The 23,488-nt window shown below is 64.2% G+C and carries 17 protein-coding genes, 1 tRNA gene and 1 pseudogene; 6 read left to right on the forward strand and 13 right to left on the reverse strand.

The genetic code is table 11. The features are described 5' to 3' along the window. Window positions 1-49: 49 nt before the first annotated feature. The 3 genes from folP to G5S35_RS09755 all read right to left on the reverse strand — a co-directional run bounded on the left by folP (window position 50) and on the right by G5S35_RS09755 (window position 3,895). A complete protein-coding gene (folP, locus tag G5S35_RS09745) occupies window positions 50-856 on the reverse strand; it encodes a dihydropteroate synthase (protein ID WP_082992027.1) in 807 nt (268 codons plus the stop codon). A 252-nt stretch (window positions 857-1,108) separates the two neighbouring features. Continuing rightward, window positions 1,109-3,001, reverse strand: a complete 1,893-nt coding sequence (ftsH, locus tag G5S35_RS09750; protein ID WP_065061347.1) for an ATP-dependent zinc metalloprotease FtsH — start codon at window positions 2,999-3,001, stop codon at window positions 1,109-1,111. A gap of 231 nt (window positions 3,002-3,232) precedes the next feature. Beyond that, complete coding sequence (locus G5S35_RS09755; RefSeq protein WP_065061346.1) at window positions 3,233-3,895, reverse strand: RlmE family RNA methyltransferase; 663 nt, start codon at window positions 3,893-3,895, stop codon at window positions 3,233-3,235. Window positions 3,896-4,145: 250 nt separating this feature from the next. On the opposite strand from G5S35_RS09755, the gene yhbY reads away from it, so the two are divergent. Continuing rightward, entirely contained in the window at window positions 4,146-4,691 is a 546-nt protein-coding gene (gene yhbY / locus G5S35_RS09760) for a ribosome assembly RNA-binding protein YhbY (RefSeq protein ID WP_065061345.1), read from the forward strand. Window positions 4,692-4,804: 113 nt separating this feature from the next. On the opposite strand, the gene G5S35_RS09765 is transcribed toward yhbY, so the two are convergent. The 6 genes from G5S35_RS09765 to gloB all read right to left on the reverse strand — a co-directional run bounded on the left by G5S35_RS09765 (window position 4,805) and on the right by gloB (window position 13,888). After that, on the reverse strand, window positions 4,805-5,272 hold the full coding sequence (locus tag G5S35_RS09765; protein ID WP_065061410.1) for a DUF4149 domain-containing protein: 468 nt from the start codon (window positions 5,270-5,272) through the stop codon (window positions 4,805-4,807). Window positions 5,273-5,351: 79 nt separating this feature from the next. After that, window positions 5,352-5,828, reverse strand: coding sequence for a transcription elongation factor GreA (gene greA, locus G5S35_RS09770; protein ID WP_065061344.1), 477 nt, complete (start codon window positions 5,826-5,828; stop codon window positions 5,352-5,354). Window positions 5,829-6,034: 206 nt separating this feature from the next. Further along, window positions 6,035-9,289 carry a carbamoyl-phosphate synthase large subunit gene (gene carB / locus G5S35_RS09775; protein ID WP_065061343.1) on the reverse strand — a complete coding sequence of 1,085 codons (3,255 nt, stop codon included), beginning with the start codon at window positions 9,287-9,289 and terminating at the stop codon, window positions 6,035-6,037. Window positions 9,290-9,425: 136 nt separating this feature from the next. After that, a complete protein-coding gene (gene carA / locus G5S35_RS09780) occupies window positions 9,426-10,562 on the reverse strand; it encodes a glutamine-hydrolyzing carbamoyl-phosphate synthase small subunit (RefSeq protein ID WP_183038256.1) in 1,137 nt (378 codons plus the stop codon). 671 nt (window positions 10,563-11,233) lie between these two features. Next, window positions 11,234-12,886: a transglycosylase SLT domain-containing protein gene (locus G5S35_RS09785; RefSeq protein WP_065061341.1), complete on the reverse strand. Its 1,653-nt coding sequence runs from the start codon at window positions 12,884-12,886 to the stop codon at window positions 11,234-11,236. A gap of 165 nt (window positions 12,887-13,051) precedes the next feature. After that, a complete protein-coding gene (gloB, locus tag G5S35_RS09790) occupies window positions 13,052-13,888 on the reverse strand; it encodes a hydroxyacylglutathione hydrolase (protein WP_183038257.1) in 837 nt (278 codons plus the stop codon). A gap of 20 nt (window positions 13,889-13,908) precedes the next feature. On the opposite strand from gloB, the pseudogene G5S35_RS09795 reads away from it, so the two are divergent. From G5S35_RS09795 to G5S35_RS09810, 4 genes and pseudogenes are all read left to right on the forward strand, one after another. Then, window positions 13,909-14,751 (forward strand): annotated as a pseudogene (locus tag G5S35_RS09795) (class I SAM-dependent methyltransferase); the annotation flags it as partial. 28 nt (window positions 14,752-14,779) lie between these two features. Beyond that, on the forward strand, window positions 14,780-15,229 hold the full coding sequence (gene rnhA / locus G5S35_RS09800; RefSeq protein WP_065061338.1) for a ribonuclease HI: 450 nt from the start codon (window positions 14,780-14,782) through the stop codon (window positions 15,227-15,229). A 68-nt stretch (window positions 15,230-15,297) separates the two neighbouring features. Then, on the forward strand, window positions 15,298-16,041 hold the full coding sequence (gene dnaQ / locus G5S35_RS09805; protein WP_183038258.1) for a DNA polymerase III subunit epsilon: 744 nt from the start codon (window positions 15,298-15,300) through the stop codon (window positions 16,039-16,041). 49 nt (window positions 16,042-16,090) lie between these two features. Then, window positions 16,091-16,165, forward strand: a tRNA-Val gene (locus G5S35_RS09810). Between the two features lie 136 nt (window positions 16,166-16,301). On the opposite strand, the gene G5S35_RS09815 is transcribed toward G5S35_RS09810, so the two are convergent. From G5S35_RS09815 to G5S35_RS09825, 3 genes are all read right to left on the reverse strand, one after another. Next, complete coding sequence (locus tag G5S35_RS09815; protein WP_183038259.1) at window positions 16,302-16,778, reverse strand: DUF2214 family protein; 477 nt, start codon at window positions 16,776-16,778, stop codon at window positions 16,302-16,304. 164 nt (window positions 16,779-16,942) lie between these two features. Then, window positions 16,943-17,947 carry a hypothetical protein gene (locus G5S35_RS09820; protein ID WP_074983822.1) on the reverse strand — a complete coding sequence of 335 codons (1,005 nt, stop codon included), beginning with the start codon at window positions 17,945-17,947 and terminating at the stop codon, window positions 16,943-16,945. A gap of 202 nt (window positions 17,948-18,149) precedes the next feature. Beyond that, window positions 18,150-19,214, reverse strand: a complete 1,065-nt coding sequence (locus tag G5S35_RS09825; protein WP_065061334.1) for a glycosyltransferase family 4 protein — start codon at window positions 19,212-19,214, stop codon at window positions 18,150-18,152. 831 nt (window positions 19,215-20,045) lie between these two features. On the opposite strand from G5S35_RS09825, the gene G5S35_RS09830 reads away from it, so the two are divergent. Then, on the forward strand, window positions 20,046-21,881 hold the full coding sequence (locus G5S35_RS09830) for an ABC transporter ATP-binding protein (protein ID WP_065061333.1): 1,836 nt from the start codon (window positions 20,046-20,048) through the stop codon (window positions 21,879-21,881). A 152-nt stretch (window positions 21,882-22,033) separates the two neighbouring features. Here the strand turns inward: G5S35_RS09830 and otsA are convergent, their stop codons facing one another. After that, entirely contained in the window at window positions 22,034-23,434 is a 1,401-nt protein-coding gene (gene otsA, locus G5S35_RS09835) for an alpha,alpha-trehalose-phosphate synthase (UDP-forming) (RefSeq protein WP_124260867.1), read from the reverse strand. Window positions 23,435-23,488: the final 54 nt, after the last annotated feature.

Consider the following 23,488-nt stretch of genomic DNA (forward strand, 5'->3'; position numbering starts at 1 on the left):
GCGGTTGTCTTTTGCTGCTGCTTTTCGCGCCTCGCGACCGCGAGCGTGCTTACACGCGTTCGGCGGCGCGCATGGCGCCCCACACCTTGAGCGCGTCGACTGTCGGCGCCACGTCGTGCACGCGGATGATCGCCGCACCCTTCTGCGCCGCGCACACTGCCGCGGCCACGCTGGCCGCCACACGCTCCGGCGCGGGCCGGTTGACGAGCGCGCCGAGCATCGACTTGCGCGACATGCCCGCGAGAACCGGATACGGCGCGACGCCCTGCGCCACCTCGGGCGCGGTCTGCGGCAGATGCGCGAGCAACGCGTAGTTGTGCTCGATCACCGACTTGCCGAAGCCAAAACCCGGATCGACGCTGATGCGCGCCTTCGCGATACCCGCCGCCTCGAGTGCGGCGCAGCGTTCGGCCAGAAACTCGCGCACCTCGCGCACCACGTCGACATAATCGGGCTCGCCGACCTGCATCGTCTGCGGCTCGCCGAGCATGTGCATCACGCACAGACCGCAATCGCTCTCGCGCACGGCATCGACGGCGCCCGGCATGCGAAAGCCCCAAATGTCGTTGATCAGGTCCGCGCCCGCGGCAATCGCGTGGCGCATGACTTCCGGCTTGTAGGTATCGATCGACAGCGGCACATTCGCGTCCTTGAGCCGCTCGATGAGCGGAATCACGCGTTCTAGCTCTTCGTCGAGCGGCACGGGCGGCGCGCCGGGACGCGTCGATTCCCCGCCGATATCGATGATGTCCACGCCGTCGAGCACCATCTGCTCGGCGCGGCGCAGCGCGTCGTCGAATGCCACGTAGCGGCCGCCGTCGGAAAACGAGTCGGGCGTGGCGTTGAGTATCCCCATGACGAGCGGACGCTCGAAGGTCAACGTGAAACGGCCGCAGACGAGCGGCTCCGGGGCAAGCTCAGGGTGAGGATTATGACCCTGTGAAGTCAGATTGGGCACGTCAAGAAACGTCAGAGGTGTAACGAAATACGGCCGCGCGCAAACGCGGACTCGACAGCCTGCGCGTCACGGCGACCAGAAATGCAAAACGGGCCGGCGTGATCTTCACACCGGCCCGCAACTTTACTCGATCTGACGCACCGCAGGCGGTCAGGCCGGCGCAGTGGCGCTGCTGCCGGGCTTGACTTCGGTGCCCGTGCTGCTGCCACCCGACGAAGCATCGCCCGCAGACGGGCTGCTCTTCGGCGAGCGCGGCGGACGGCCGGCCATGATGTCGTTGATCTGATCGGCGTCGATCGTTTCCCACTCCATCAGCGCGGCGGTCATGGCTTCGACCTTGTCGCGGTTTTCGTCGAGCAGACGCTTCGCGAGGCCGTACTGCTCGTCGAGCACGCGGCGGATTTCCGCGTCGACCTTCTGCTGCGTGGCTTCCGAAATCACACGCGTGAAGCCCTTACCGAATGCGCCGCCGTCGTTGTCGTCGTCGGCGTAGACCATCGGTCCGAGCGCGTCGGTCATGCCGAAGCGCGTGACCATGGCGCGGGCCGTCTGCGTTGCCTTGTTGAAGTCGTCCGAGGCGCCCGTGCTGATCAGGTTCATGAACAGCTCTTCCGCCACGCGGCCGCCGAACAGAATGGCCAGACGATCCAGCAGATAGTCCTTCGAGTACGTTTCGTTGTCGTGCTCAGGCAACTGCCACGTCACGCCCAGTGCACGGCCACGCGGAATGATCGTGACCTTGTGAACCGGATCGGCCTTCGGCAGCAGCTTCGCGATCACGGCGTGACCCGACTCGTGATACGCCGTGGCGCGCTTCGCTTCTTCGCGGATAACAGCCGACTTGCGCTCCGGACCCATGAAGATCTTGTCCTTCGCGTCTTCGAAGTCCTGCATTTCGACGATGCGCTTGCCGCGACGCGCCGCGAACAGCGCGGCTTCGTTCACGAGGTTCGCGAGGTCGGCGCCCGAGAAGCCCGGCGTGCCGCGTGCGATGACCGCTGCGTCCACGTCGTTGGCGATCGGCACCTTGCGCAGGTGAACCTTCATGATCTGCTCGCGGCCACGGATGTCCGGCAGACCGACGTAGACCTGACGGTCGAAACGGCCCGGGCGCAGCAGCGCCTTGTCGAGCACGTCCGAACGGTTGGTTGCCGCGATCACGATGACGCCCGAGTTCGCCTCGAAACCGTCCATCTCCACCAGCATCTGGTTCAGCGTCTGTTCGCGCTCGTCGTTACCGCCGCCCATGCCGGCGCCGCGATGACGGCCAACCGCGTCGATTTCGTCGATGAACACGATACAGGGCGCGTGCTTCTTGGCCTGTTCGAACATGTCGCGCACGCGGGCCGCGCCCACGCCGACGAACATTTCAACGAAGTCCGAGCCCGAGATGCTGAAGAACGGCACCTTCGCTTCGCCGGCGATGGCGCGCGCAAGCAGCGTCTTACCGGTGCCCGGAGGGCCGACCAGCAGCACGCCGCGCGGGATGCGACCGCCCAGCTTCTGGAATTTTTGCGGATCACGCAGGAAGTCGACGAGCTCGGACACTTCTTCCTTGGCTTCGTCGCAGCCTGCGACGTCGGAGAAGTTGACCGCGTTGTTGTTTTCGTCGATCAGACGCGCGCGCGACTTGCCGAACGAGAACGCCCCGCCTTTGCCGCCGCCCTGCATCTGTCTCATCATGTAGAACCAGAACACGATGATCAGGATCGTTGGCCCGAGGTAGTACAACGCCGAGACGAGCGCATTCGGCTCTTCGTCGGCCTTGCCGCTCACCTGCACGCCGTATTTCATCAGGTCGCCGACCATCCAGATGTCACCCGGGGAGACGATCTGGTATTTCTGGCCGTCGGCCGGAGTGACTGTGAGGTTCCGCCCCTGCACCACGACGTTCTTGACCTTGCCGTTCTTCGCGTCGTCCATGAACTGCGAATAGGAAACGCCTTCCTGGACACGGGGCTTGTCGAACTGCTTGAACACCGTAAACAGCACCAGTGCGATTACCAGCCACACCGCTGCCTTCGAAAACATGTTGTTGTTCAAAGCACCACTCCTTCACTCATAGACGGGCGCCTACATTTGCCTTGCGACACCACCAAAGCATTCTAATCCAGTACGCAGGGCCTCGCCATAACGTTTCGCTACCGCCGAGATAGCCCGCGCGCCTTGCCGGAACTGCCTCCGGAGCCCGGCGCGAAGCTTTTTCGCACCGCTTCATGACAGTTATTGCAAAGCACTTGCTGCACCGGAACCGATTCTTTCGCGTTGCCCGGTTTAACGGGGTCGCTTCAGATGTTTGCCCAATATAAACGTTTCGGACGATTTATCGCGCGAAGCTTTCGGCTTGCGCGCGGCCACGACCTTGAACTGATGCTTGAAGTTCTCGACGATCTGGCTGTAACCACTGCCGTGAAAGCATTTTACTAAAAGGGCACCATCAGGTTTCAGATGATTCTGCGAAAACTCGAGCGCGAGATCGCAAATATGCTCGATGCGCGCGGCGTCCGCAGACGCGACTCCGGACAGATTGGGTGCCATGTCCGAAATTACAAGGTCCACCGGACGACCGCCCAGCGATTCTTCCAGTTGCGCGAGCACGGAGTCTTCGCGGAAGTCGCCCTGCAGGAATTGCACGTCGGCGATCGGCTCCATGGGCAGCAGGTCGAGCGCAATGATTGTGCCGTCGATGCCGCCCTGACGCTGCTCGTCGCGCTTCGAGCTCTGCACGAGTTTGTTGCGCGCGTACTGGCTCCAGCTGCCCGGTGCGGCGCCGAGGTCGACGATCACCATGCCCGGGCGGATCAGTTTGTCCTGCTCGTCGATTTCCTTCAGCTTGTAGGCGGCGCGGGCGCGATAACCCTCCCGCTGCGCCATCTTCACATACGGATCGTTAATATGGTCGTGCAGCCACGACGTGTTGAAGCGGTTTTTTGCCATTAAAGATGAACTCTTGCTGCGTGATGTCGCGCTTTTAGCGGATAATACGCGTTTAATTCGTGCGGCCGTCGCGGCCCGTCCGGTTTCTGTGGCGTGTTTGCACCGCCGCGCCTGCCGGTCTCTGCCCGCGCCGCGCCGTCCTCCACGGTTTTTTCCGTTGTTTCCGACGCGCCTTTCGCCCGGCGGCCCCTTGTTGTGTGGCCGCGATTCATGGCGAGCGCCGTCATTTTAGTCGAGTCTGCCACATCCCATGCCCGCCCTCACTCTTACTGCCGAACAGCGCTCCGAACTTCGTTCCGCGGCTCACGCGCTCAAACCGGTCGTGCTCATCGGCGCCGAGGGACTGACCGACGCCGTCCTGAAGGAAATCCAGGTTCACCTCGACGCCCACCAGCTCATCAAGGTGCGCGTGTTCGGCGACGAGCGCGAAGAACGCGTGGCGATCTACGAAGAGATCTGCGACCGCCTGAACGCCGCGCCCATCCAGCACATCGGCAAGCTGCTGGTGATCTACAAGCCGGAACAGGCCAAGCCGAAGACCACCCTGGCCCGCGCCGGCGCACGCGGCACCGTGTCGCGCCCGGCAGGCGACGTGCCGAGCGCGCGCGAAGCCGGCAAGCGTGGCGCGTCGCCGCGCGTGGTCAAGGTCGTCAAGCCGTCGGACAACCCGATGCGCAAGCCGAAGAAGCAAAGCGTCACGGTCAAGGGCAACGAACGCGTCACGCAAGGCGGCAACGTCAAGCGCGCCAAGAAGCGTCAGACCAGCGCGAAGCGTTCGCATCAGAACGCCAAGTAAGCAAGCCGTTCCGGGCGACAGCTTCTTCGCCCGAAGGCCGAAATAAAAAAGCGCGGCACGCATGCCGCGCTTTTTTGTTGCGCGATCGAGTCGCGCGTACTTCACTCAGCCACTCAGCGGCGCACGCCGCGCGCCGAAGGCAGCAGCCACACGAGCCACGCGCCCAGCAGGCTTTCGATCAGATAGAACAGACTCGAAATGCCGTGCAGCATACCGAAGCGGCTCGCATACGCCGAATGGGCGATGTCGATACCCGCCTGCGCCGCATTCATGCGCATGGCGTTCATGAACGGCTGCAGCGCGTAATAACCGACCACCACGCACAGCAGCATGCCGACCAGCAACCAGCGCAGCCGCCGATAACCGATCTCCCCGCGCTTCACGAACACGTTCGCGAGCATGAGCAGCACCACGCCGCTCACGAGCCCGATCATGCCTTCGATGCGAAACACCTGCGCCGCGATCGCGCCCGCCGACATGTGGTCGAGCGACGCGAACAACACGGGCGCCACCGCGTAACCGATCGTCAGCTGGCTGCCGACCCACAGCATCGCGATCAGCGCGAACAGGCGGTGCGGCACGAGCGAGCCGCCCTGGCGGCTGGCCGCGATGTCGGCGCTCACGTCATTTTTCACGTCGTGACCCATGATCGGCGCCTTCTCAGATGTAACGAACCTCGATGACTTCGTACTCGCGCACGCCGCTCGGCGCCTGCACCGCGGCCACGTCGCCTTCCGACTTGCCGATCAGTGCGCGCGCGATGGGCGAGCTCACCGAAATGAGGCCGTGCTCGAGGTCGGCTTCGTCATCGCCGACGATCTGGTACGTGACCGTATTGCCCGATTCGAGGTCTTCGAGATCGACGGTCGAGCCGAACACGACGCGGCCTTCGGCCTCCAGCGTGGACGGGTCGATGACCTGCGCGGCCGCCAGCTTCGATTCGATCTCGGCGATGCGGCCTTCGATGAAGCCCTGCTTTTCCTTCGCGGCATCGTATTCCGCGTTTTCCGACAGATCGCCCTGGGCGCGCGCTTCGGCGATCGAATTGATGACCGCCGGACGCTCGACGGATTTCAGGCGCTGCAATTCTCCGCGAAGTTGATCTGCGCCGCGCTTGGTCAAGGGAATCGTGCTCATAAACAACTCGTTCAGCCGCTTGGGGCCGTATTGATGCCGCCCGCGACTGCGCGGACGGCCATAAAAAAAATTCCGCGGTTAAGTGCATTCCGCGAGGGTGGCGGCGCATGCGTGCGCAGCCTGAAGACCCTGTTGGAACGCCGCTTAACCGCGGCACATTCAGCTGTTTGCCTGCCTCGTTACGTATTGGACAGGCAAAGGAAGCCTTAGTTTAGGCGAGCGTGGAGGCCTTGTAAATCATAGACTTCCAGGTTCTTCAGGTAGCGCAGACCCTCGACGGCGGCGCGCGCGCCGGACATCGTGGTGTAGTACGTGACCTTGTTCGCCTGCGCGCTCATGCGGATCGAACGCGAGTCGGCGATCGCCGCGCGGGTTTCGTCGACGGTCGTGAACACCAGCGAAATCTCGCCGTTCTTGATCATGTCGACGATGTGCGGACGGCCGTCCTTCACCTTGTTGACGACCTTGACCGGCACGCCGGCCGCTTCGATCGCCGCTGCCGTGCCGCGCGTGGCGACCAGACCGTAGCCGAGTTCGTGCAGCATGCGCGCGACTTCGACGGCCTTCGGCTTGTCCGAATCCATCACCGTGATGAAAACGGTGCCCGACTCCGGCAGACGCGAACCGGCCGCGAGCTGCGACTTGAAGAGCGCTTCACCGAAGGTCTTGCCCACGCCCATCACTTCGCCGGTCGAACGCATTTCGGGTCCGAGCACCGGATCGACTGCCGGGAACTTGATGAAGGGGAACACCGCTTCCTTCACGCTGAAGTACGGCGGCACGACTTCCTTCGTCACGCCCTGGTCGACCAGCTTCTGGCCGACCATCGCGCGCGCCGCGATCTTCGCGAGCGGCAGGCTGGTCGCTTTCGACACGTACGGCACCGTACGCGACGCACGCGGATTCACTTCCAGCACGTAGATGATGTCCTTCTTCGAACCGTCGTCCTGCGGCACCTGCTGGATCGCGAACTGCACGTTCATCAGGCCGACCACGTTCAGCGCCTTCGCCATGGCGGCGGTTTGACGCTTGAGCTCGGTCACCGTTTCCTGCGACAGCGAGTACGGCGGCAGCGAGCAAGCCGAGTCGCCCGAGTGCACGCCCGCCTGTTCGATGTGCTCCATCACGCCGCCGATGAACACGTCCGTGCCATCCGAAATGCAGTCCACGTCGCATTCGATCGCGTCGTTCAGGAAGCGGTCGAGCAGCACCGGCGAGTCGTTCGACACCTTCACGGCCTCGCGCATGTAGCGCTCGAGATCGCGCGGCTCGTGGACGATTTCCATCGCGCGGCCGCCCAGCACGTACGACGGACGCACGACGAGCGGGTAGCCGATTTCGTCGGCGAGCTTGAGCGCTTCGTCTTCGGCGCGTGCGGTACGGTTCGGCGGCTGACGCAGGTTCAAGTCCTGCAGCAGCTTCTGGAAGCGCTCGCGGTCTTCGGCCGCGTCGATCATGTCCGGCGAGGTGCCGACGATGGGCACGCCGTTCGCCTCGAGGTCGAGCGCGAGCTTCAGCGGCGTCTGGCCGCCGTACTGCACGATCACGCCAACCGGCTTTTCGAGGTCGACGATTTCGAGCACGTCTTCGAGCGTAAGCGACTCGAAGTACAGTCGGTCGGACGTGTCGTAGTCGGTCGACACCGTTTCCGGGTTGCAGTTGACCATGATCGTTTCGTAGCCGTCTTCGCGCATCGCGAGTGCGGCGTGCACGCAGCAGTAGTCGAACTCGATACCCTGGCCGATCCGGTTCGGGCCGCCGCCCAGCACCATGATCTTCTTGTTGTTCGTCGGGCTCGCCTCGCACTCTTCCTCATAGGTCGAGTACATGTAGGCGGTCTTCGTGGCGAACTCGGCCGCGCAGGTGTCCACGCGCTTGTAGACCGGGCGCACGTTCAGCTCGATACGACGCTTGCGCACGTCCGCGGCGTTGCTGCCCAGCAGCTTCGCCAGACGGCGATCCGAGAAACCGCTTTGCTTGAGGTACTTCAGCTCGTCCTTCGAGAGGCTTTCGAGCGTGCGGCCCTTCGCGGCTTCTTCCTTCTGGATGATCTGTTCGATCTGCGCGAGGAACCACGGATCGATTGCGGTTTCTTCGAAGATCTCTTCGCGCGTCATGCCCACGCGGAATGCGTCGCCCACATACCAGATGCGGTCCGGACCGGCTTCGCCGATCTCGCGGATGATCTCGTCGCGGCTCGTGGTCTTTTCGTCCAGACCGTCGACGCCGACTTCGAGACCGCGCAGCGCCTTCTGGAACGATTCCTGGAACGTGCGGCCAATCGCCATCACTTCGCCGACCGACTTCATCTGCGTGGTGAGGCGCGAATCGGCTTCGCGGAATTTTTCGAACGCGAAACGGGGGATCTTCGTGACGACGTAGTCGATGGTCGGCTCGAACGACGCCGGGGTCGCGCCGCCGGTGATTTCGTTCTTGAGCTCGTCCAGCGTGTAGCCGACGGCCAGCTTCGCCGCGACCTTGGCGATCGGGAAGCCCGTGGCCTTCGACGCCAGTGCCGACGAACGCGACACGCGCGGGTTCATTTCGATCACGATCATGCGGCCGGTCTTCGGATCGATCGAGAACTGCACGTTCGAACCGCCCGTGTCCACGCCGATCTCGCGCAGCACCGCCAGCGAGGCGTCGCGCAGGATCTGGTATTCCTTGTCGGTGAGCGTTTGCGCCGGCGCGACCGTGATCGAGTCGCCGGTGTGGATGCCCATCGGGTCCAGGTTTTCGATCGAGCACACGATGATGCAGTTATCCGCCTTGTCGCGGACCACTTCCATCTCGTATTCCTTCCAGCCGAGCAGCGATTCCTCGATCAGCAGTTCGCGCGTGGGCGAGAGGTCGAGACCGCGCTTGCAGATCTCTTCGAACTCTTCGCGGTTGTACGCGATGCCGCCGCCCGAACCGCCGAGCGTGAACGACGGACGGATCACGACCGGATAGCCGCCCGTGCCGGTGAATTCGGCGATCTCGCCTTGCACCTTGAGCGCCTCTTCCATCGAGTGCGCGACGCCCGACTTCGCCGAACCGAGACCGATCTTGGTCATCGCGTCCTTGAACTTCTGGCGGTCTTCGGCCTTGTCGATGGCTTCCGGCGATGCGCCGATCAGCTCGACGTTGTACTTCGTCAGCACGCCGTGGTGATGCAGATCGAGCGCGCAGTTCAGCGCGGTCTGGCCGCCCATCGTCGGCAGGATCGCGTCCGGGCGCTCCTTCTCGATGATGCGCTCCACCACTTCCCACGTGATCGGCTCGATGTAGGTGACGTCGGCCGTGTTCGGGTCGGTCATGATCGTCGCCGGATTGCTGTTGACGAGGATGACCTTGTAGCCTTCTTCACGCAGCGCCTTGCATGCCTGCGCGCCCGAATAGTCGAACTCGCACGCCTGGCCGATGATGATCGGACCCGCGCCGATGATGAGAATGCTCTTGATGTCTGTCCGCTTGGGCATAACGCTCTCGCTAAATATTCCTGTGTCTTTTACGTCTGGCGGCTTGCCTGCTCTGCTCGCCGCCGGGTGCGCGCGTGGGCCGGATCGAAACCCGGCTCGCTGCGCACTCTGCTCTGCTCGTTCCTGCGGGCCGCGCTTACGCCCGGGCCTTGTCCATCAGCGCCATGAAGCGGTCGAACAGGTAGCCGATGTCGTGCGGGCCGGGCGACGCTTCCGGGTGACCCTGGAAGCAGAACGCGGGCTTGTCGGTCAGCTCGAAACCTTGCAGCGTGCCGTCGAACAGCGAAACGTGCGTCACGCGCGCATTCGCCGGCAGCGATGCGGCGTCGACCGCGAAGCCGTGGTTCTGCGACGTGATGACCACGCGGCCATCGCCGAGATCCTTGACCGGATGATTCGCGCCGTGGTGGCCCGTCTTCATCTTGAGCGTCTTCGCGCCGACGGCGAGGCCCATGATCTGGTGACCGAGACAGATGCCGAACGTGGGGATGCCGCGCTCGATGAGCGTCTGCGCCGCCTTGATCGCGTAGTCGCACGGTTCCGGATCGCCGGGGCCGTTCGAGAGGAACACGCCGTCCGGGTTCAGCGCGAGCGCGTCCTCAGCCGTGGCTTGCGCCGGCAGCACCGTGACGTCGCAGCCGCGCTCGGCGAGCATGCGCAGGATGTTCTGCTTCACGCCGTAGTCGAACGCGACGACCTTGTACTTCGGCGCCGATTGCGTGCGGTAGCCTTCGCCCAGACGCCACTCCGTGGTGTTCCACGTGTAGGTCTTGTCGGTCGAGACGACCTTTGCGAGGTCCATGCCCGCGAGGCCCGGGAACGAGCGCGCGAGTTCGATCGCCTTGGCTTCGTCGTCGGAACCGGCGAGGATCGCGCCGTTCTGCGCGCCCTTGTCGCGCAGGATACGCGTGAGCTTGCGCGTATCGATACCGGCGATGGCGACCACGCCTTCGTCCTTCAGATACTGGCCGAGCGTGCGCTCCATGCGGAAGTTGGAGGCGAGCACGGGCAGGTCGCGAATGATCAGACCGGCGGCATGGACTTTCGTGGCTTCGACGTCTTCGGCGTTGACGCCGACATTGCCGATATGCGGATACGTGAGGGTGACGATCTGGCGAGCGTAGCTCGGGTCGGTCAGGATTTCCTGATAACCGGTGATAGCCGTGTTGAACACGACTTCGCCGATCGTATGGCCGGGCGCGCCGATCGAATAACCACGAAAGACCGTGCCGTCGGCGAGCGCGAGCAGAGCGGGAGAGAATGACGGCAACACGGGAGACTCCTTGGGGGAGCACCCTGTGCCGACCTGTTGTCCGACGTTGCGATCTTGCGACCTGGAGCGGCTGCGGCGTCGGCATCCTGTACGGCGGAATCAGGACGCGCGCGCGGCGCACTCGTTGCGCGGCTTATCCGTGCGTCTGGCAGTCTGGGCGCCGGGCCTGAAGGTGCGTTTGTGACGCTCGATCGGGCGGCAGCCGGCCATTTCGACGGTAAAGCGCGGGCGGCGGATGAACGGATGGGGGGAGGTAGGCGCTAGGGTGCGGGTTGATAAGCTCAAACCTTGAAATTATAGCGCGAAATTACCCTTTCCTTCAAATTTCGAGATGACGTCGGGCCATCGGCGCGGTGCCGGGAGGCGCCACGACACCCTTTCCACTCTAGGCGGCGCGGCGCGCAGGATAAATGGGGAGCGGGATCGGGCAAATTCGTCGTGCGCCTGTCATCGCGACGCTCGCGCCCTTTTATCTCCCGGCCGCCCCGCGCTTGTGGCAACAACTTGTGACAACCATCACGCGCACATCGAACGCACGCCCAACGCAATCCCGACACACCAACGAAAACGCCGCCACCTGGCGGGGTGACGGCGTCAAAAAGCTAGTAGTGATCGGAGCGAAACACCATGCGCTGCCCCCGCAACGCATAGCTGAGCACCCTACGCTGCCGCTATTTGGACTTGTGCTTCTGCGTGTGGGTGTCGGCCTTCGAGCGGCTCGCCGTACCCTTCGACGCCTTGCTGGGCGCTGCGCTGGAAGCCTTGGCCTTGACCGGTTCGGAAACCTTCACGACTTCGTTGCGCGCGCGACCGTGTTTCTTATCGTAGCGCGACTTCGAGCCGGTGTCTGCAATCCGGGTGCCGATGCGCTGCACGCCGCCACCGGAAACGTTCGTTGCCAGACGCTCGGGGCCCGGCTCGCTCGGCATCGACTTGCCGACCGGCACGTGCAGCACCAGCACCTGACCCGGCGACGCGAGATCGCGATGCGTGCGGTTCCACGCCTTGAGCTGGCCGACCGAGACGCCGTAGCGGCTGGCGATCGTTTCCATCGACTGCTTGCGGCGCACGCGGATCAGCATCTTGCGCGTGTCGGGCACGTCCGGCTCCATCGCGAGCACGGCGCTTTCGGCGACGTCGGCGCTGATGTCTTCGTCGTCGCCGTCGTCGGTGCGCGGCACCACGAGCGTCGACCCGGGCTTCAGGCGCATGCCCGCCGGAATCTTGTTGACCGACATGAGCGTATCCGCGTCCACGCCGATCTTCTGCGCGATGGCCGCCGGCGTGGCGCGCGAATCGGTGGTGTACACCGTCCACGACGAGAGCTGGCCCGAATACGACTTCAGGTTGCGCTCGAATGCGCTGGCGTTATCGAACGGCAGCAGGATCTGCGGGTCGGTCGCGCCGAGAATGACCGGCTTCTTGAACGACGGATTGAGCGAGCGGAACTCGTCGGGCGCCATGTTCGCGAGCTTGGCCGCGACATCCACGTCGATGTCGTGCGAGGTGGTGACGGTGACGAAATACGGGTGGTTCGGAATCGAAGGCAGCGTGAGGCCGTACTGCTGCGGATTCATCACGATGTTCTTGACGGCCTGGAGCTTCGGCACGTAATTGCGCGTCTCGTTGGGCATGCGCAGGCTCTGGTAGTCGGTCGGCAGACCGGCGGCCTGGTTGCGCGCGATGGCGCGCTGCACGTTGCCCTCGCCCCAGTTGTACGCGGCGAGCGCGAGATACCAGTCGCCGAACATGTCGTGCAGACGCGAGAGGTAATCGAGCGCGGCGCTGGTCGAGGCCAGCACGTCGCGGCGCTCGTCCTGCCACATGTTCTGCTTGAGGTTGTAAGTGCGGCCCGTGCCCGGCACGAACTGCCACATGCCCGCGGCCTTCGCGACCGACAGCGCCTGCGGGTTATAGGCGGATTCGATGAACGGCAGCAGCGCAAGCTCGGTCGGCATATGGCGCGCTTCGAGCTCTTCGACGATGTGGTACAGATATTTTTGCGAGCGCTCGGTCATGCGCGCCACGTAGTCGGGACGCTCCGCGTACCACTGCGCATTCATGTCGACCAGATCGCTCTGCAGATCGGGCATCTGGAAGCCGCGGCGAATACGACCCCAAAGGTCGGCGTCCGGGCTCGTGAGCTGATCGACCGAGCCGTTATCGACGTTAATCGTTTCTTTCGCTGCGGAAGTCTTACGGATCTGGTCGGCGCGCGCCTGGGGGTCGGCGGGAGAAAGAGAGCTGGCTGAATTCGCCGCAGGCCCGCCGCTCGCGCACGCGGCGAGCATGAGGACCAGCAGCGCACTTAGGATAAATCGCATGAACGTCTACATCCGCAAGGCTGGAATTTGCAGCCGATAGTACGGAACGCACACGTTTCCGTCAATCGGAATAATTGGAAAAAGCCATGCAAATCCGCAGCTTGGGTGTGGTTCCATACGTTTGGGTTGAGCATACCCACGCATCGCAGTGGGTCAGCGGAACCTTCAGCGGAACCTGTTCTTCCATTCGCGCATCAGCGTGAATGCGGCCAGCCGGTCGGGCACCGTTTCATGCAGCGCCTCGGCAAGCGTGGCCTGCACGGCGGGATCGTCGGCGCGCAGGAAAGGATTCACCGCGCGCTCGTGGGCGATCGTGGTCGGCAAGGTCGGCACACCGCGTTCGCGCAGCGCCGAAGCCTTCGCGCTCCAGTCGTGCAGCGCGGCGTTGTCCGGATCGCAGGCGAGCGCGAAACGAATGTTAGAAAGCGTGTATTCGTGGGCGCAATGAACCTGTGTGTCGCCGGGCAACGCGGCAAACGAATCGAGCGACGCGAGCATCTGCGCGGGCGTGCCTTCGAACAGGCGGCCGCAACCGCAGGCGAACAGCGTGTCGCCGCAAAAAAGATGGGGCACGGCGTTCAGTGAACCCGCCGCCTGAAAATAGGCGATGTGTCCGCGCGTGTGGCCCGGTACATCCATCACCTTCAGATCGAGCGCGGGCGCTTCGATGCGCACCGTGTCGCCGCCACGCATGCGCGTGACGAACGGATCGAGCGGACCGAGCGCCTCGCCGGCCGGGCCGTAGACGGGCACGCGCTCATCCGAAAGGAGATCGGCCACTCCGCCGACGTGGTCGTTGTGGTGATGGGTGAGTAAAATAGCGCAGAGCCGCCAGCCTCGTTTCGCCACATAATCGCGAACCGGCGCGGCGTCGCCCGGATCGACGGCGACGGCATTGCGGCCGTCCGACACGACCCAGATGTAGTTATCTTCAAAAGCCGGAACCGGCACGTATTCGAGCGCAGCGGAAGACGCGCGCGCGTGCTCAAGCGGACTCTTCATGGGGCGACGTACTCTTCGACATGTCTGACCGAACGATTATAGACTGGCCCGCCTGGACCGCTTCGCCCGCCGGAAGGTACGTGCTCGACTGGGAGCAGGAGCAACTGGACCGCATGGTGTCGAACATTTTCGGCTACCATGCGCTGCAAATCGGCCTGCCGCAACTCGACGCGCTGCGCGAGAACCGCATGTCGTGCCGCGCGCTCGTGCTCGACGGCGCGAGCGCGGCCAGCGCGCCTTACGTTGCGCCGCTCGCGCCGGGCGGCTCGCATCACGCTTCGGTTCATGCAGAGCAGAACGCCGGCCGCATCGATACGAGCGCCGCGCCGTCGCTGCATGCTCCGGCCGGGCGCAGCACGATCTGGTGCGATCATCTCGATCTGCCGTTCGAGGCGCAGAGCGTCGACCTGATCGTGATGCCGCACACGCTCGAATTCACGAGCGACCCGCACCGCCTGCTGCGCGAAGCCGAACGCGTGCTGATGCCCGAGGGCCAGCTCGTGATCGTCGGCTTCAACTCGCTGTCGCTGTGGGGCGCGCGTCAGTCGGCGGGCAAACTCACGGGCCGCCCTTTCCTGCCCGCGCGTCAGGACCTGATCGCCTTCACGCGTCTGAAAGACTGGATCAAGCTGCTCGGCTTCGAACTCGAACGCGGGCGCTTCGGCTGCTATCGGCCGCCGCTTTCGACCGACAAATGGCTCGGCCGCTATGGCTTCATGGAAGCCGCGGGCGACCGCTGGTGGGCGATCTTCGGCGCGGTCTACATGATCACGGCGATCAAGCGCGTGCGCGGCATGCGCCTCGTCGGACCGCTGAAGGTCAAGAAACCGGTGCTGGCGCCGAGCCTGAAGGCCGCGGCCACCACCCCTCCCCTACACGCAACAAGGACTCATGAGCACACCCGACTTCGTCGAAATCTTCACGGACGGCGCCTGCAAGGGCAACCCTGGCCCCGGCGGCTGGGGCGCGCTGCTGCGCTTCGGCGCGCAGGAAAAGGAACTGTTCGGCGGCGAGGCCGGCACGACCAACAACCGCATGGAGCTGATGGGCGTGATCGCCGCGCTCGAAGCGCTCAAGCGCCCGTGCAAGGTAATCGTGCACACCGATTCGCAATATGTGCAGAAAGGCATCAGCGAATGGATTCACGGCTGGAAAAAGAAGAACTGGATGACCGCCGCGAAAACGCCCGTCAAGAACGACGACCTGTGGAAGCGCCTCGACGCGCTCGTCGCGCAACACGAGGTGGAGTGGCGCTGGGTCAAGGGCCACGCCGGCCATCCGGAAAACGAGCGCGCCGACGCGCTCGCGAACCGCGGCGTCGCCACGCTCACCGAACTCTGAGCCTTTAAAACGCGGCGCGTCCTGTCCGCCGACACGCGCGCCGCCCACGCAATCCTGTTTCAAACGCCATGCGCCAGATCATTCTCGATACCGAAACCACCGGCCTGAACGCCCGCACGGGCGACCGCATCATCGAAATCGGCTGCGTCGAGCTCGTGAACCGCCGGCTCACGGGCAACAACCTGCACTTCTACATCAACCCGGAACGCGACAGCGACCCCGGCGCGCTCGCGGTGCACGGCCTGACCACCGAATTCCTCTCCGACAAGCCGAAATTCGCCGAAGTCGCGAACGAGATTCTCGACTTCATTCGCGGCGCGGAACTGATCATTCACAACGCGCCGTTCGACATCGGCTTTCTCGATGCCGAGCTTGCGATGGTCGGCCAGCCGCCGCTCAAGCAGCATTGCGGCGAGGTGATCGACACGCTGGTGCAGGCCAAGCAGATCTTCCCGGGCAAACGCAATTCGCTCGATGCGCTGTGCGACCGCTTCGGCATCAGCAACGCGCACCGCACGCTGCACGGCGCACTGCTCGACTCGGAACTGCTCGCCGAAGTCTATCTGGCGATGACGCGCGGCCAGGAAAGCCTCGTGATCGACATGTCGAGCACGCACGACGCGAACGATGCCGGCGCCGCGCCGCGCGTGCGCTTCGAGACGCTCGCGCTGCCCGTGATCGCCGCGAGCGCCGACGAGATCAGCGAGCACGACGCCCTGCTCGACGGCCTCGACAAGGCGCTCAAAGGCACCTCGGTCTGGCGCACACAGCCCGTCGTCGAAGAAAATTCGGGTACTGTGCAAAATACTTAAAAAAGGGCTTTACAAGACTGAAAATGCCCGGCATAATTTGAATCTCTTCGGGTGGTTAGCTCAGCGGTAGAGCACTGCCTTCACACGGCAGGGGTCACTGGTTCGATCCCAGTACTACCCACCAGGATTCTGGTGTTGGTAAAGACAAGCACCGAAGATAAAAAGCCCCGTTGCGCAAGCAACGGGGCTTTTTTCATTTGCGGCCATTGGTTCGGATTGCTGATGAATGGCGTCCGGGGCACTTCCGCGCGGGCGTCCCGTTACGACGCGCCGTCCGCGCCCATTCCCGCCAGCCCGATACCGCGCGCCATGCCGGTCGCGGCAAACACCATCACCACGAGCAACAGCGTCTGCCACCTGCCGATGCGTGCGTATTTCGGCGCGTGCGTGAGATCGGGCACGTCGCCGTTTTTGACGGCGTTGCGCCAGCGCAGGAGCGCCATCATCGGAGCGATTTCGAGCAGAAGGATCAGCACGAGCACGCCCATCTTCACGTGAAAGAGCGGTTCGTGCAGGTAGTAGTCCGCGCCCTTCTCGAAGCCGCCGAACGCACGCATCGCGCCCGTGACGATCAGCACCAGCGCCGAGCCGCCCCAGCCGTTATCAGCGCTGAAGATGGCGGGCAGCCCTTCTGTCGAGGTGCAGCGGCGCAGACCGCGCGAGCGCCGCACGATCGAGGCGAGCGCGAAACCGAAGGCCAGCAGATGAATGGCGGCAAGCAACCAGCGGACTAGCATGGCGACTCCTTCGAAGCGGCGATGGATCGGCAAGCTGGGGCGGAGCGCGCTCCACGGTGACGGCGGAAATCGTAAAGACGATCGAAGCAGAGACAAGCAGAAGGAATAGCAGAAACGCGAGAAACCAGGCGGCAACCCGCGACGCGGCGAACCGCGCTCGCGCATCAAGCCTGTTTCAGCGCGGCATCCAGCGCGCGGGCGGCCACGCGGTCGCCCTCGGTCATAAGACGGATGCGGAACACGGTCTGACGGTTGTGCCCCGCCGCGGCCGGCGAGTCCCACATCAATGCGATTTTCGGACGGCGGTCGTGCGACGACGCAGCCGTCTGAACCGGCGCGATCAGCGCGATCTGCGTACTTGGCGTGGGTGCCGTGGCCGGTGCAGCCGGAACCACGGGCGCAGCCGACTCAGCCGACTCAGCCGACTCAGCCGACTCAGCCGACGCCGCCAGCGTGGTCTCGGCATCGAGCGGTGCGTGCGCCGGTATCACCGGCTCGCCGACCGGTTCGCTGACCGGCGCGGCGCCCACGCCGCCCGGCTCACCCGCCCGCCCAGGATTCGATCCATCCCGCACCCGCGCGCCGCCGGGCCAGCGCACCGACAACTCGCGCGCGTCATACTGGCCGAGCTTGCGGCTTTCGAGCCACACCACTGTGGTACGCGTCGCGACATCGATCGAGACCGCATAGCGTCCGATCGCAAAACGCCGCGCCGCGAAGTTCGACCGCCACAGCGCCCGCGGACGGCAGATCCACACAACGGCCGCGTACAGCGCGGGCAGCACCACGAGCCAGCCGTTGGTCTCGGCGGCGGCGTGCACGGCGCGACGCCAGCCCGCCATCCAGACGAAGGCGCCGATCGACCAGAGCGCGAACAGACAACCGAAAACGCCGAAGAAGCGCAGCGCCTGACGCAGCCATTGCGGCAGCGGATGGAACGGACGCTCCACGCGCGCCTTCGCGCCCGGCAACACGATCAGCAGAAACAGGAAGACGAGATTCAGACACGCGACCGGCGACGAGGCCATTCCCTCGAGCGCCGCGATGAAATTCATCTGCGCCATCGAATGGAGCCAGCGCGCAAGGATCACGAGACCGATCGCGCGCAACGCGAACATCGTGCCGGCACCGGGAACGGTGACGGCGCGCGTCGGTCGGGTTCTTGCCAAGGCACTTCTCCTGATGTCGCTGTCGTAAAAAAGGCCGCCAATTTCGCGGAACGGCCATTATAGGGACATTGCCGCCGCCCCTCACGCTCGCAGCCGGTGAGAACCGTTACGTGCGGCGTAAATGTAACAACGCCCCAGTGCAAGGCACTGAGGCGTTGTGAAAACTCGCGCGAGCCGTCAGACGACGGCCCGAACCGCGCGCTTAGCTGGCGTTGACTTCGCGCAGCACGGTGCGGCGCTTCTGGCGCAGCATTTCTTCGTACACGGCGACGTAGTTCTTCGCCATGACCTTCGACGAGAAACGCGATTCGAACGCGCCGCGCACCTTCTCGCGCGACAGCGTGGACAGGCGCTTGACCGCCGCGACCGCGCTGATTTCGTCTTCGACGACGAAACCCGACACGCCGTTGTCGATGACTTCCGGCACCGAACCGCGCTTGAACGCGATGACCGGCGTGCCGCAAGCCATGGCTTCGATCATGACCAGACCGAAGGGCTCCGGCCAGTCGATCGGGAACACCAGCGCGTGCGCGTTGCCGAGGAATTCACGCTTTTCGTGCTCGCCGATTTCGCCGATGTACTCGACGTGCGACTGCGCCATCAGCGGCTTGATGACTTCTTCGTAGTAGGCGCGGTCGGCCTTGTCGATCTTGGCGGCGACCTTGAGCTTCATCCCGGCCTGACCGGCGATGCGGATCGCCTTGTCGAGCCCCTTCTCCGGCGAAACGCGGCCGAGGAAGGCGAGATAGCCCGGTTCGACGTTTTCGATCGGACGCAGCACGTCTTCCGGCAGGCCGTGGTAGACGGTCTGTTGCCAGTTGGCTTGCTGCAGCGGCAGGCGCTGGTTGTCCGAGATCGAGACGACCGGCACGTCGCTGAACGCGTTGAAGATCGGTTGCAGTTCCGGCAGGTCCAGGCGGCCGTGCATCGTCGTGACGAAAGGCACTTCCTGACGCTGGAACAGCGAGAACGGGTAGTAGTCGATGTGGAAATGCAGCACGTCGAATTCATGCGCGCGGCGGCGCACTTCTTCGAGCAGCAGCATGTGCGGAGCCATCACGTCGCGAATCGTGGGGTCGAGGCGCAGCGCCTGCGGCCAGAAAGCTTCGAGCTTCGCCGAGGTAATCGAATCGCCGCTCGCGAACAGCGTAACATCGTGACCCTGTTCGACCAGCGCTTCGGTCAGGTAGGAGACCACCCGTTCCGTGCCGCCGTACAGCTTGGGAGGAACCGCCTCGTGCAACGGAGCGATTTGAGCGATTCGCATAGTGGTGAACTCCTTCCTCGTAATAAATCGGGCAAAGTACTGCAAGTTTGACAATCGACCTCGCGAGCCGCGGCGTGTTTGCCGCTCGCCCTGCCAGGCGTTCCGTACCGCTAACCGCGCCGGATGCCCGGCACACAGACCGACGCAGTTGTCTCGTGACGGATCGTCACGCGCGGCGGCTCAGGCGGTAAACGCGCAGGGGTCGCTGTCGTTGACACAAAAGCTGTCAATTTCCCTACGCCGTTCGAGTCGGCATTATCGGGGTTTGCACCCATAGCCGGCTAGAACATTTCAAAGTCTTTACGTTGTTACAAACTGGAAACACTCCGCAACCCCCTGTTTTTAAAGACAGTTATAGATTAGGGGAGCGCTTCCGGCCGGCGCGTGGCGCTGGCAACCGGAACCGGGCCGTCACACGCCGTCTGGCGCGTGACGCATGCGACATCTTACGAATCGCACGCGTGAATCCTGGTCCACTGTGGGACACTGGCGCAGACCGTTCGCGAACCGTTCGCGCGATGTTCACAAACTGTTTGCAGACTGTTCGGATAACGCGATGCGACAGCGCATCGAAGAATGCCGAACGCAATCCATAATTGTATCTCTAAAAAGGCCGGGAAAACCTGCTGAACCTTGGCCACGACACCTTGCAGGAAGGCACACCGGTTGCCGCGTAGTCGCGATAAGATGCGCGCGCATCAGGCACGGGGCATGCGCCCCGCGTAATGGATGTTTACAATGCGGATATTCCGTCAGGTTTGCCGCAGCGCCTTCCTATTTCTTTTTTCCACCTCGTACGGACGAAGCTCCGTCAGACCGACCACCGATCAATTGGAACATCTGACCATCGCCCAGCGTAACGCCCACAACGCAAAGCTCGCGAGCTATGCGCGGCGGCCGCTCGCGTTCCTTTTCCGCTACATCAAGCGCCATCCGTTCGCCCACGCCGTCGTGCTCGCCAGCGTGTTCGCGGCTGTCGGGTGCGCGCTCGCTTCGCAGTACGCGATCAAGCATCTGATCGACGTGCTCGGTACCGGCCGTCACCATCCTGGTCCGCTGTGGACCGCGTTCGCGATCCTCGTGGGCCTGATCGCCGCCGACAACCTGCTCTGGCGGGTCGGCGGCTGGTTCGCCGCGCACACGTTCGTCGCCGTCACCGGCGACCTCAGGCGCGACCTGTTCCAGTATCTGAGCGGCCACTCGCCCACTTATTACTCGGAGAAACAGCCCGGTACGCTCGCCAGCCGGATCACCGCCACCTCGAACGCCGTCTATACGGCGGAGAACACCACCGCCTGGAACGTGCTGCCGCCGTGCATCGCGGTGGCGGGCGCGATCGTCATGATCATCGCCGTGAATCCGCTGATGGCGGCCGGTCTGTTGCTCTGCTCGGCGATCCTCTCGGTGATCCTGTTCAAGCTGGCCGGTCGCGGCTCGGCCCGCCACCATGCGTTCGCCTCCCGCGCGGCCGCCGTGGACGGCGAGCTCGTCGACGTGATCGGCAACATGGCGCTCGTGCGCGCCTTCGGCATGACGTTTCGCGAGCAGAAGCGCTTCGGTTCGACCGTCAAGGCCGAACTGGACGCGCGCCGCCAGAGCCTGCTCTACCTCGAAAAGCTGCGTCTGCTGCACGCCGTGATCACGGCCATGCTCTCGGCCGGCCTGCTCGGCTGGGCGCTGTGGCTCTGGGATCAGGGCAAGGCCACGTCGGGCGACATCGTGCTCGTGAGCTCGCTGGGCTTCACGATCCTGCACGGTACGCGCGACCTGGCCGTGGCGCTCGTCGACGTGACGCAGCACGTGGCGCGCCTCGCTGAAGCCGTGCAGACGCTGCTGGAGCCGCACGGCATGCCCGACCGCGACGACGCGAGCGAGCTCGTCGCGCAAGGCGGCCGCGTGGACTTCGAAGGCGTGACCTTCGCCTATCCGCACCGCAAGCCGATTCTCGATCACTTCGATCTGCAGATTCAGGCAGGCCAGCGCGTGGGCCTGATCGGCAAGTCGGGCGCGGGCAAGACCACGGTGCTCGCCCTGCTCCAGCATTTCTACGAGACCCAGGGCGGCGCGATCAAGATCGACGGCCAGAATATCGCGCACGTGACGCAGGACAGCCTGCGCCACGCCATCGCGCTGGTGCCGCAGGACATCTCGCTGCTGCACCGCTCGATCTACGAGAACATCGCCTATGGGCGCCCCGAGGCGAGCCGCGAGGAAGTGCTCGCCGCCGCCCGCGAGGCGCGCTGCGCCGACTTCATCGAGGCGATGCCCGAAGGCTACGACACGATCGTGGGCGACCGCGGCGTGAAGCTCTCGGGCGGCCAGCGCCAGCGCATCGCCATCGCGCGCGCGATCCTCAAGAACGCGCCGATCCTGCTGCTCGACGAAGCCACTTCGGCACTCGACAGCGCGTCGGAAGAAGCGATCCAGCAGGCGCTCGACCGTCTGATGGTGGGCCGCACCGTGATCGCCATCGCGCACCGTCTGTCGACGCTGCAGAACTTCGACCGCATCATCGTGATGAGCGCGGGCAAGGTGATCGACGACGGTAATCCCGATGAATTGCGCAACCGTCCGGGCCTCTATCGCGAACTGCTCGCGAAGCAGTACGGCAAAGGCTCGACGCTGCATCTCGGCAACAAGAAGGCCGACGAAAAACACGTCGCCTGAGTTGCTTGCAAACGTCATTCGCGTCTATCGCTCGCGAATTTCACTCGCGAGATTCAGACGCAAAAAAAGCCGCTTCGAAAGAAGCGGCTTTTTTCTTTGGCGGGTACGTTACCGCGAATGTAGCGCCCTCGCCCGCACCACGCGCCGGACGCTCAAGCGACCGAGCGTTTGGGCACGTCCGTGAGATCGCGCATGAAGCGGTCGCGCCACACCGAGACGTTGTTCTCGCGCAGTTGCACCATCATGTCGTTGTAGCGCGCGAGGCGCTCGGCGAGCGGCATCGCCAGCGCCTTGCCGAGCGCGTCGGCCATGCCGTCGATGTCGAGCGGATTCACGATCAGCGCGCCACCCAGCTCCTGCGCCGCGCCCGCGAATCGCGACAGCACCAGCACGCCCGGATTTTCGGGATCCTGCGCGGACACGTATTCCTTCGCCACGAGGTTCATGCCGTCGCGCAGCGGCGTGACGTAGCCCACGTGCGAGGCGCGGAACAGCGCGGCTAGCACGGCGCGTTCGTATTGACGATGGATGTACCAGATCGGCGTCCAGTCCAGTTCGGCGAAGCGTCCGTTGATGCGCCCCGACTCCGCTTCGAGCCGCAGACGGATGTCCTGATACGCGTGCAGGTCGGCGCGCGTAGGCGGCGCGATCTGCACGAACGACACCTTGTTGCGCTGCGCCGGCGCGCTTTCGAGCAGCCGCTCGAAGGCTCGAAAACGCTCGACGAGCCCCTTCGAATAATCGAGACGATCGACGCTCATGATGACCTTGCGGCCATGCAGCGCCGCCTTCAGCGTGCGCACCGGCTTGCCGCGCTCGCCGGCTTTGGCGAGTTCGGCCACTTCGTCGGGATAGACGCCGATCGGATAGTCGTTCGCGGCCAGCGTCTTGCCGAAGGCCGTGATCTGCGTGAGACCGTCGGCGCGCTTGTCGACCGAGCCGTCCGCCTCGTTGACGATGTAATCGCAGAACGCGCGCAGATCGGGCTTCGTCTGAAACCCGAGCAGATCGAACGAGCACAGCGCCTCGACCAGTTCGCGATGCGGCGGCACCGCCAGCAGCACCTGCGACGCCGGAAACGGAATGTGCAGGAAGAAGCCGATGCGGTTCTTCACGCCCGCCGCGCGCAGCGCCTGCGCGAACGGGATCAGGTGATAGTCGTGGACCCAGATGACGTCGTCGTCGTGCAGCAGCGGCACGAGCTGCTGCGCGAGCCAGGCATTCACGCGGCAATAGCCTTCGTAGTCGTGGCGGTCGTACTGGACCAGATCGGCGCGATAGTGGAACGCGGGCCACAGCGTGGCGTTCGAGAAGCCGCGATAGTACTGGTCGTAGTCGCGGCGCAGCAGGCCGATGGTCGCGAACGTGACGGGGCCGCGTTCCTCGAGCTGGATGCCCGGCTGGCCGGACGACAGCACGTCGCCGCTCCAGCCGAACCACATGCCGCCGGTTTCCTTGAGTGCGTCGTACACGCCGACCGCGAGACCGCCGGCGGCCGGGCCGCCTTCGGAAATCGGCGCGACCCGGTTCGACACGATGATCAGTCGGCTCATGAGATGCAGGTTCCGTGCTGGGAGTGAAACAGATGCGCCGGACCAGCCGGCGCG

It is taken from the genome of Paraburkholderia tropica (assembly GCF_014171495.1).
In the GTDB taxonomy this organism is placed as follows: Bacteria; Pseudomonadota; Gammaproteobacteria; order Burkholderiales; family Burkholderiaceae; genus Paraburkholderia; species Paraburkholderia tropica.